Raw genomic sequence first — 9,080 nt, forward strand, 5'->3', positions numbered from 1 at the left:
TTATTTCTACAGGCCCGGCCGTCGGTACCCGCCGGGATGCCGACGCGGGCACCCCGCAGCACGTGGCTGTCGCGATCGGCCCGGAGTACGGCACGGCACGGTCAGCCCGAGCTTCATCAAGGATGCCGCCCGCGAGGCGCTGCGCGGCCAGGGCCACGACCTCCTGAAGAAGACGGGTGCGGCGAACCTGTTCACCGTGTTCGGTGAGCCGGACATCGAGATCGCGCACACGCCCGACGGGCTCGTGGTCGACATCCGGGGCATCGATGTGTATGACCCGACCACCGGCGCTATCCGCTCGGACGGCCCGCCCAGCATCGCGCTGTGGATGGTCGACACGGCGTACAACGGGGAGTCGTTCCCCAAACCCGACACCGACAGGATCGCGGTCAAGGCGATCAACCACTACGGCGACGAAGTCATCAAGATCTACGAGGTGTGACCCGTGATCCCTCAGCGGTTGACAGACCAGCCGGCGCGCCGCAGGATCACGATCAACCGTCGATATGTCATGATCGGCCCATGAGTACGACAGCAGCCGACGATGTACGGCTGACCGTCCCGCTCTACACCGTCGCGGAGGCCGCTCGATACCTGGCGCTCAAGCGCACGACGTTCGCCACCTGGGCCAGAGGATACGTACGGCGGCCTGAGGGGCGTCGGGCGGTCACCAAAGAGGCTGTGGTCACATCGCTGCGGCCTGCCCATAAGAACGGACCGTCGGTGCCGTTCGTGGGGCTGACCGAGGGGATGGTTCTCGCCGCGTTCCGGCAGGCTCACGTTCCTCTCCAACAGATCCGCCCGGCACTCGATTTTCTGCGGGCCGAGGTGGACATCGAGCATGCCCTGGCAAGCAGGCGGCTGTACCTCGTCGGGGCCGAACTGCTGTGGGACTATGCCCACCACAATGACGCCGATCCGCTGGCCGCGCGTCGAGCCCTCGAGTTGGTCAGCCTCCGCAGCGGTCAGCGTGTTTTCACCGAGGTCGTGCAGAGGTACCTGAGGCTCATTACTTATGCGGACGACGATCTCGGCGAGCGGGTCCAGCTGCCCGGTTACGACACGGCCTTGATCGCGGTTGATCCGCAGATGAACTTCGGGCGCCCGTATTTCCTCCACAGCGGGGTCCGAGTCGAGACCGTCCTACGCCGTCACCAGGCCGGCGAGAGCATCGAGGACCTGACTGATGACTATGGGATCCAACTCGACGAGATCGCGGACGCGATAGATGTCGCGGCCCGATACACAGCCTGAACCACCGGTCTTCTTCACCGACCGTGATCTCGGGGCAAAAATCGTTCCAAGCAGATTACGCGCGGCCGGATTCGTGGTTGTGGTCATGCAGGAGCACTACGGCACGGAGAAGTCCCAGGCGGCTAATGATCACGAGTGGATACCCGAAGTCTCAGCTCTCAACATGGCGATCCTGACGAACGACACGGCGATGCGATTCGATGGGTTGATACGAAAGGCGATAGTTGAGTCGCGGGCTCGGTGCTTCGCCCTCGCCAGGCAGAACCTGACAGGCCCACAAATGGCTGATCGCATAATTGCTAATCGTGATGCAATTCTTTCCGTCGCGGGACTGTTGCCGGGCGCTCTTTGGGAACGATGTGAATTTGGTGTTGTGGCAGGAGCATCAGATTCACATCGTTAAGAGTCTGGTCTGAATCCTCTGTCCGGGCGAGCCCAAGATTCAAAACAGGCTCATAGAGCGCCTGTACCGTAACCAGCTACGGGGTCAGGTTGTGGTGACGGCCTGTAGGGGTGTCCATGCGTTGCCAGCCAGGGCGGTACGGATGGCGTGCATGGGTGGGATGGCGTGCATGGGTGGGATGGCGTGGAGCCGTTTGGCCAGCACATATCCGGGGTGCCGGCCACCCTTGGTGGTGCACCGGTCCTTGTTGGCGGCGATCCCGGCTGCGGCCTGTTCGAGGTAGGCGGCGCGGACCTGCTCGATCTCATCGCCGGTCAGGCAGGTGCGGCCCTCGGCCAGGGCCGCACTGACGGCCGACCGGCCCGCACGCAGCACCTCGATCATCGCCGTCGCCCATACCTGGAGCCCTGGTTCGGCCTCGGCGACACCCCGAACCGAACGGATCAGGTGCGCGTTACACAGCTGGCGCGCAGTGAGGATCTTCTCGTACGTGTCGTAGCCGGCGTAGTCGTCGCACACCAGGGTGCCGGTGTAACGGCTGAACAGGTCGAAGGCGTCGAAGGCGGCATGGCCCGGGTGTGCCCGGCGCCCAGCTGTGGACGGACGGCAGGCCACGGTCGTCGCGTACTGGACGGGTGCAGGGCCCGGATGACCTTCGCCGAGGAGCGGCCACAGTACGAAACCTCGCCACCCCCACCCCCACCCGCCCCTGCCGGTCGATGTAGAGCGACCGGCAGGGACGGTCACCTTCCGCGAGCGTTCGGCGGCCCCGTACCCGCTGAGGCTGGTGCCACTGTGCCGCCGGCGGAGACGGTCGGTAGGCGCCGCTAGAGTTCAGGGAAGGGTAGGGCAAGAAAGGGGACCGATGGCTAGCGATTCCTTCGTCCATCTGCATGTTCACACCGAGTACTCGATGTTGGACGGTGCGGCCAAGGTCAATTCTCTGTGTGCCGAGGCGGCCCGTCTCGGGATGCCCGCGGTCGGCATGACCGATCATGGTAATATGTTCGGTTCCTACGAGTTTCAGCAAGCTGCGAAGAAATCCGGTGTCAAGCCGATCATCGGTATCGAGGCGTACATCGCGCCCGAATCGCGTTTCCACAAGAAGCCCATCTTCTGGGGCGAGGGCGGCCAGCGTAACGCCGACCCCGACGGGGAAGGCGGTGACGTTTCCGGTAGCGGCTCCTACACCCACATGACCATGCTTGCCGCCAATGCGACCGGCTTGCGGAACCTCTTTCGCCTCTCCAGCCTGGCGAGTCTCGACGGCTACTACCGCAAACCTCGGATGGATCGCGATCTGATCTCCGAACACGCCGTCGGAATCATCGCGACAACGGGCTGTCCCTCCGGTGAGGTCCAGACCCGGCTGCGCCTGGGTCAGTTCGACAAGGCGCTGGAAGCGGCCGCGACCTTTCAGGACATCTTCGGCGCGGAGAACTATTTCCTTGAGCTGATGGACCACGGCCTGGCCATCGAACGCAGCGTGCGCGACGGACTCCTGCGAATCGCCCGGGAGCTGGATCTGGCGCCGCTCGCGACGAATGACAGCCACTACGTCACCAAGGATCAGGCGGATTCGCACAGCGCGCTGCTGTGTGTCGGCACCGGCAAGACACTCGACGACCCCAAGCGTTTCAAGTTCGACGGAGACGGCTACTACCTCAAGAGCCCCGACGAGATGCGGGAGCTGTGGGACGGTCAGGTTTCCGGCGCCTGCGACAGTTCTCTGCTGATCGCCGAGCGGGTCGAACCGTATGACGACGTGTTCACCTTTGTCGACCGAATGCCACACTTCCCCGTCCCCGCCGGGGAGGACCAGCTGTCGTGGTTGTACAAAGAGGTCGCCGCAGGAGTGGAGCACCGGTTCGGCGCCAACCCCTCGCAGGATGTCCGCGAGCGGATCGACTATGAACTCCGGATGATCGACCAGATGGGTTTTCCCGCCTACTTCCTGGTCGTCGCCGACATCTGCCGGGAGGCGCGCGACAAGGGTATTCGGGTGGGGCCGGGACGCGGCTCGGCCACCGGTTCGATGGTCGCCTACGTCCTCGGGATAACCGAGCTCGACCCGATCGAACACAAACTGATCTTCGAGCGGTTCCTGAACCCCGAACGGGTCACCCCTCCCGACGTCGACCTGGACTTCGACGAACGCCGTCGCGGCGACATGATCCGTTACGTGACGGAGAAATACGGTGAGGAGAAGGTCTGCCAGATCCTCACCTTCGGCACCATCAAGGCAAAAGCTGCGATCAAGGACTCCTGCCGCGTCCTGGGCTACCCCTACTCCCTCGGCGACCGCATCACCAAGGCGATGCCGCCGGACGTGTTCGGCAAGGGCATCCCGCTGTCGGGCATCACCGATCCCCAACACGAGCGGTACAGCGAGGCGGCGGAGGTTCGCGGCCTCTACGAAACCGATCAGGAGGTCCGAAAGGTCATCGACACGGCCCGCGGGTTGGAAGGGCTCACCCGTGGAACCGGCGTGCACGCCGCCGGGGTCATTCTCTGCTCCGAACCGTTGCTGAATGTTCTGCCGATCCACCGGCGCGACGCCGACGGTGCCATCATCACGGGCTTCCCGTTCCCGCAGTGCGAGGACATGGGCCTGCTGAAAATGGACTTCCTGGGCCTGCGGAACCTCACCGTCATCGACGACGCGATCCGCAACATCCGCCAGAACCGCGGGATCGACCTCGACCTCCAGACCCTTCCGCTGGCAGACGTCCCCACCTTCGAGCTGTTGGCCCGTGGTGACACACTCGGGGTGTTCCAGCTTGACGGTGGTCCCATGCGCAGTCTGCTGCGTCTCATGGCGCCGACGACGTTCGAGGACATCGCGGCCGTGCTGGCGCTGTACCGACCGGGACCCATGGCGGCGAACTCGCACATCGAGTACGCCGATCGCAAGAACGGCCGCAAGCCGATCACGCCCATCCACCCGGAACTGCGGGACGCACTCGAAAGCATCCTCGGCGACACCTACCATCTCGTCGTCTACCAGGAGCACGTGCTCGCCATCGCGCGCGAGCTCGCCGGCTACAGCCTCGGCAAGGCCGACCTGCTGCGCCGCGCCATGGGGAAGAAGAAGAAGGAGATCCTGGACGCCAGCTATGCCGAGTTCATGGTGGGCATGGACGAAAAAGGTTACTCGAAGGTGGCCGCGCAGGCGGTGTGGGACGTTCTGCTCCCGTTCTCCGGCTATGGATTCAACAAGTCGCATACCGCCGGCTACGGTGTCGTCTCCTTCTGGACGGCTTATCTGAAGGCCAACTATCCAGCCGAGTTCATGGCCGCACTGCTCACCTCCGTCGGCGACGACAAGGACAAGATGGCGGTATATCTGGCGGAGTGCCGGAAGATGGGGATCCGCGTGCTGCCGCCGGATGTCAACGACTCATCCCTGTATTTCACCCCGGTCGGCACCGACGTCCGTTTCGGTCTGGGTGCCATTCGGAACGTCGGGGCGCCGGTGGTCGACTCGATCAGGGCCACGCGGCAGAAGAAGGGCGCGTTCACCTCGTTCCCGGATTTCCTCGACAAGGTCGAGATCGGTGTCTGTAACAAACGTACCGTCGATTCCCTCATCAAGGCGGGCAGCTTCGATTCGCTCGGCCACACCCGCCGGGCGCTGGTGAGTGTCCACGAGGTCGCCATCGACGCCGTCGTCGGCCCTAAGCGGGCTGAGGCGTTCGGCCAGTATGGTCTGTTCGGAGATGGCGACGAGAACGAGGGCGAACCGGTGAAGATCGGTCTCAACCTCGATCTCAGTGCCGCGGAGTGGCCGCGCCCTGAACTCCTGGCGCAGGAACGCGAGATGCTCGGCCTCTACGTTTCCAGCCATCCGCTGGAGGGCGCCGAAAAGATCCTGGAACGCAATCGGGACACCTCCATCGTCGATCTTCTTGACAGTGGCCGAAGCGAGGGCGCTGTCCGCATCGCGGGCGTGATCGCGAAGGTCGATCGGCGGGTCAACAAGACCAGCGGCAGCCTCTGGGCCATCATCACCCTTGAGGATCTCGACGCCGCCGTGGAGGTTCTGTTCTTCCCGAAGAGCTATGAAATCCACGGCACTGAGCTGGTGCCCGACGCCGTCGTCTCCGTGCGGGGCAGGCTCAATGAGCGCGACGGCGCCATCAGTATCTTCGGACAGGATCTCACCACGCTCGACGTGTCGAGTGTCAGTGCGGACGCGGAGCCGCCTGTTGTCCTCACGGTACCCACTCACAAGGTGACCCCGGACCTCGTCAACAACCTCAAGCACATCCTGACCACCCATCCCGGCAGCACCCCCGTGCACCTGCGGCTGCAGAGCCCGCGGCGGACCTCCCTGCTCAAGCTCGGACCCGAGGTCGACACGACCGGAGCCTTCTGGGGAGACATCAAAAGTCTTCTCGGCGCGAAGGCCGTCGCCTCGTGACCGCGAGCTGACGAGACGGCCCTCGCGCAGTCGTTCAGCCACTGGGTCGCCCGGACCCTGGGTCGCCCAGACCCTGGGTCAACTGTCGGCCGACGGCGGCCCATGCGCGACCCGCCCGCGCTACGCCGGCCGGGTTCTACCGACGGGGGACAGTCCCACCGACGGCTTGACACGCCGGATACCCATCAAACGGTCAATGCCATTGTGTATGAGCCGGCTGTGACCGTGGATGAACATTCTCACCCACGACTGCCTTATCGTCCCGGAGCCGGGTTCGATATGGTTTGTAGCCAGGTGTCTGCGGGATGCGGACACGCCCGTCGTGTCATCACTTTATGCCACTGCGTTGTGCCATTACGGGTTGCTTATGCATGTCGTCGTTGTGGGAGGGGGCATTGCCAGTGTCTGAGCAGGACGAATCGGTCCACCTGGAGTCGCGTGGGCCGTGGTCGGGTCAGTGGGGGGCGTCGGAGGGGGACGTCGACGGCCGGGTGGACAGCGCGTCCGAACCGTGGCGGATCGCGCGTTCCGTCGCGAACCCGTTGCGCCTTCGCCTGGGCGTAGCACAGCAGGCCGTTGCGGCCGGAGTGTCGGGCCGGCTCTGAACAGGTCGGCCTGAGCACGCTATGGCTTGAACACGCTATGCCGAAGGCCGCGGTACCGAACGAGTCGGTGCCGCGGCCTTCGATATTCTGCCTCAGATTACAGGGGCCGCCGGGCGTGCGGGAGAAATCATGATCGCACGCCCTTTGGCTGGATCTACGCTTTTGGGGCCGCCGGTCGGATCAGGCCTGACCGGTTGTCGTCGTGGATGGCGGACCCTGGCGGCGCCCCCCGCGGCGCTGCTGGTCAGACCCGCGGCCGGATGCCGAACCACCGCGGGATGCCGGGGCACCCCACTGCTTGTCCGTGCCGCGCCGCGAGCCGCCGGACGGCCGTCCCTGCGCCGGCACCCTGGCCGAGACCGACTCGGCCGAGGCGGTCCGCTGCTGCGGCAGGATCCGAGGCGCGGGCGGTCCGGCGAGGCGCGTCACGACCTCGGCGTCCGCGTCGGCCGCTTCCGGCTGGGCGTCACTACCGGCGGCACGCAGTAGCGCGCGTACGATGCCACGTTCCTCAGGCAGCGAGACGAGCACGTCGGCGCCGTGCGCGCCCGCTCGGGCCGTCCGTCCGCCGCGGTGCTGGTAGGTCTTGGGATCACTCGGAAGCCCTGCGTGCACCACGATGTCGACGCCGTCGACGTGGATGCCGCGAGCGGCCACGTCGGTGGCGACCAGTACCCGGTGCGCGCCGTCGGCGAACCCGGCGAGCGCCCGGGTCCGAGCGTTCTGCGCCATGCCGCCGTGCAGCGGCTGGGCCGGGACGCCCGAGCGGGTGAGCTGCTCGGCGAGCCGGTCCGCGCCCCGCTGGGTGCGAGCGAACACCAGGGTCCGCCCGGAACCACCGGCGAGCGCGGTGACCAGGCGGGTGTGGGCAGCCGGATCCGAGGCTTCGAGAGCGTGCCGCGACAGCGTCGAGACCTGCGCGGTCTCCGAGTCGATGGCGACGAGCACCGGTTCCGGCAGGTACTGACGGACCAGCACCTCCACCTCGCGGTCGAGGGTCGCGCTGAACAGCAGCCGCTGACCACCGGCCGGGGTCGCGTCCAGCAGCGCTCGCACGGCCGGGAGGAAGCCGAGGTCACACATGTAGTCGGCCTCGTCCAACACCGTGATCGCGATCTCCTCCAGAGAGCAGGCACCGCGTTCGATCAGGTCGCCCAGGCGTCCGGGCGTGGCGACGACGATGTGCACTCCGCGCCGCAGCGAGCTGATCTGGCGGGAGATCGACGTCCCGCCGTACACCGCGCGTAGCCGAAGGCCCAGTGGCCGGGCGAGCGGGTCCAGCGCGTCGTGGACCTGCTGGGCGAGTTCCCGGGTCGGAACGAGGATCAGACCGCGGGGGCGTCCCGGCGCGACAGCGCGGTTCTTCGACAGCTCCGCGAGCATCGGCAGGCCGAACCCGAGGGTCTTGCCCGATCCGGTGCTTGCCCGGCCGAGGACGTTCTCACCGGCCAGGACGTCGGGCAGGGTTGCGGCCTGTACTGCGAACGGGGCGGTGATCCCCTGTCGGGCAAGGGCGCTGACGAGGGCCGCCGGCAGGCCGGCGTCCGCGAAGGAGCTGACCGGTGGCCGTGGCTCGCGGGTCGGCAGAGTCGGGCGGGGCGGAGTCGCGGATCGGTTCGGGCCGTTCTGCTTGCCGCCCGGACGAGGGCCGCCGCGACCGCGGTAGGCGCCGCCGCCGCCGCTGCCACCACCACCGCGAGCGGGCCGGGAACGTCGGCGGGCAGGGGAGGGCTGAGTGTCACCGTGCTGAGACAGGGTTCATCCGTCCGTCGTGTCGAGGTCGCCGCGTGGATGCGTCGGCGATCATGTGGCAGCGGTCGTGCGTCCAGCTCGGGCCGCGTCACCAAAGCATGATCAGAGTGAACCCTCTTGGGTTCGCCCCGACCTACTGTCACACGGACCTCGGGCATGTGGTTCGAAAACCGCACACCATGGACGGCCTGTGGCCGCCAGCGGGTTCAGCGTACACCGATCACCACCCCGGATGTCGCCGGCCGCAGGTGAGACCTCGCGCACGCCGGGCCGGGGCCATCCTGGTCGCTCTCACAGCAGCAGGCCTGTCAGGAGATGGATGACCAGCCCGGCGAGCGCGCCGACCACCGTGCCGTTGATACGGATGTACTGCAGGTCACGACCCACATGGAGTTCGACCTTGGCCGCGGTCTCGGTCGGTTCCCAGCGCGCGACCGTCTCGCTGATCACACCTGTGATCTCGGATCGGTACCGGTTGACGATCCACGCCATGATGTCGGTCGCTGCGGCGTCGACGCCCGCGCCCAGCCGTGGTTCTGTGGTCAGTCGATGACCGAGCATCCGCAGTTCGTCGGCCATCCGCATCCGCAGGACGCTGTCCGGATCGCCGGCAATATCCAATAGGATGGATTTGGTGGTATTC

7 protein-coding genes and 1 pseudogene are annotated in these 9,080 nt (G+C 66.1%); 5 read left to right on the forward strand and 3 right to left on the reverse strand.

Annotation, left to right across the window (positions count from 1 at the left end):
• From U9983_RS24385 to U9983_RS28140, 3 genes and pseudogenes are all read left to right on the forward strand, one after another.
• Window positions 1-442: pseudogene (locus U9983_RS24385) on the forward strand (hypothetical protein); the annotation flags it as partial.
• An 80-nt stretch (window positions 443-522) separates the two neighbouring features.
• Window positions 523-1,254, forward strand: a complete 732-nt coding sequence (locus U9983_RS24390; RefSeq protein WP_322756255.1) for a DUF433 domain-containing protein — start codon at window positions 523-525, stop codon at window positions 1,252-1,254.
• A complete protein-coding gene (locus U9983_RS28140; protein WP_416211516.1) occupies window positions 1,229-1,657 on the forward strand; it encodes a hypothetical protein in 429 nt (142 codons plus the stop codon). Before U9983_RS24390 ends, U9983_RS28140 begins: the two co-directional genes overlap by 26 nt.
• 84 nt (window positions 1,658-1,741) lie before the next feature.
• Here the strand turns inward: U9983_RS28140 and U9983_RS24395 are convergent, their stop codons facing one another.
• Window positions 1,742-2,272, reverse strand: a complete 531-nt coding sequence (locus U9983_RS24395; protein ID WP_322756256.1) for an IS66 family transposase — start codon at window positions 2,270-2,272, stop codon at window positions 1,742-1,744.
• Window positions 2,273-2,522: 250 nt separating this feature from the next.
• Here U9983_RS24395 and dnaE point away from each other — a divergent pair, with 250 nt between their 5' ends.
• Together dnaE and U9983_RS24405 are read left to right on the forward strand one after the other, a co-directional pair.
• Window positions 2,523-6,080 carry a DNA polymerase III subunit alpha gene (gene dnaE, locus U9983_RS24400; RefSeq protein WP_322756257.1) on the forward strand — a complete coding sequence of 1,186 codons (3,558 nt, stop codon included), beginning with the start codon at window positions 2,523-2,525 and terminating at the stop codon, window positions 6,078-6,080.
• A 401-nt stretch (window positions 6,081-6,481) separates the two neighbouring features.
• Entirely contained in the window at window positions 6,482-6,685 is a 204-nt protein-coding gene (locus U9983_RS24405) for a hypothetical protein (protein WP_322756258.1), read from the forward strand.
• 180 nt (window positions 6,686-6,865) lie between these two features.
• Here the strand turns inward: U9983_RS24405 and U9983_RS24410 are convergent, their stop codons facing one another.
• The gene (locus U9983_RS24410; RefSeq protein WP_416211517.1) at window positions 6,866-8,149 is read right to left on the reverse strand and encodes a DEAD/DEAH box helicase; all 1,284 of its coding nucleotides are present in this window, start codon (window positions 8,147-8,149) and stop codon (window positions 6,866-6,868) included.
• A gap of 579 nt (window positions 8,150-8,728) precedes the next feature.
• On the reverse strand, window positions 8,729-9,080 hold a 352-nt coding region (locus U9983_RS24415), incomplete at its 5' end, for a DUF445 family protein (RefSeq protein WP_322756259.1).

This window comes from Protofrankia sp. Cas3 (genome assembly GCF_963555955.1).
Classification (GTDB): Bacteria; Actinomycetota; Actinomycetes; order Frankiales; family Frankiaceae; genus Protofrankia.

Bases quoted from the DNA above. Each gene is read 5' to 3' on its own strand.
- U9983_RS24390 (WP_322756255.1), top strand. From the start codon at position 523: ATGAGTACGACAGCAGCCGACGATGTACGGCTGACCGTCCCGCTCTAC.
- U9983_RS28140 (WP_416211516.1), top strand. From the start codon at position 1,229: ATGTCGCGGCCCGATACACAGCCTGAACCACCGGTCTTCTTCACCGAC.
- dnaE (WP_322756257.1), top strand. From the start codon at position 2,523: ATGGCTAGCGATTCCTTCGTCCATCTGCATGTTCACACCGAGTACTCG.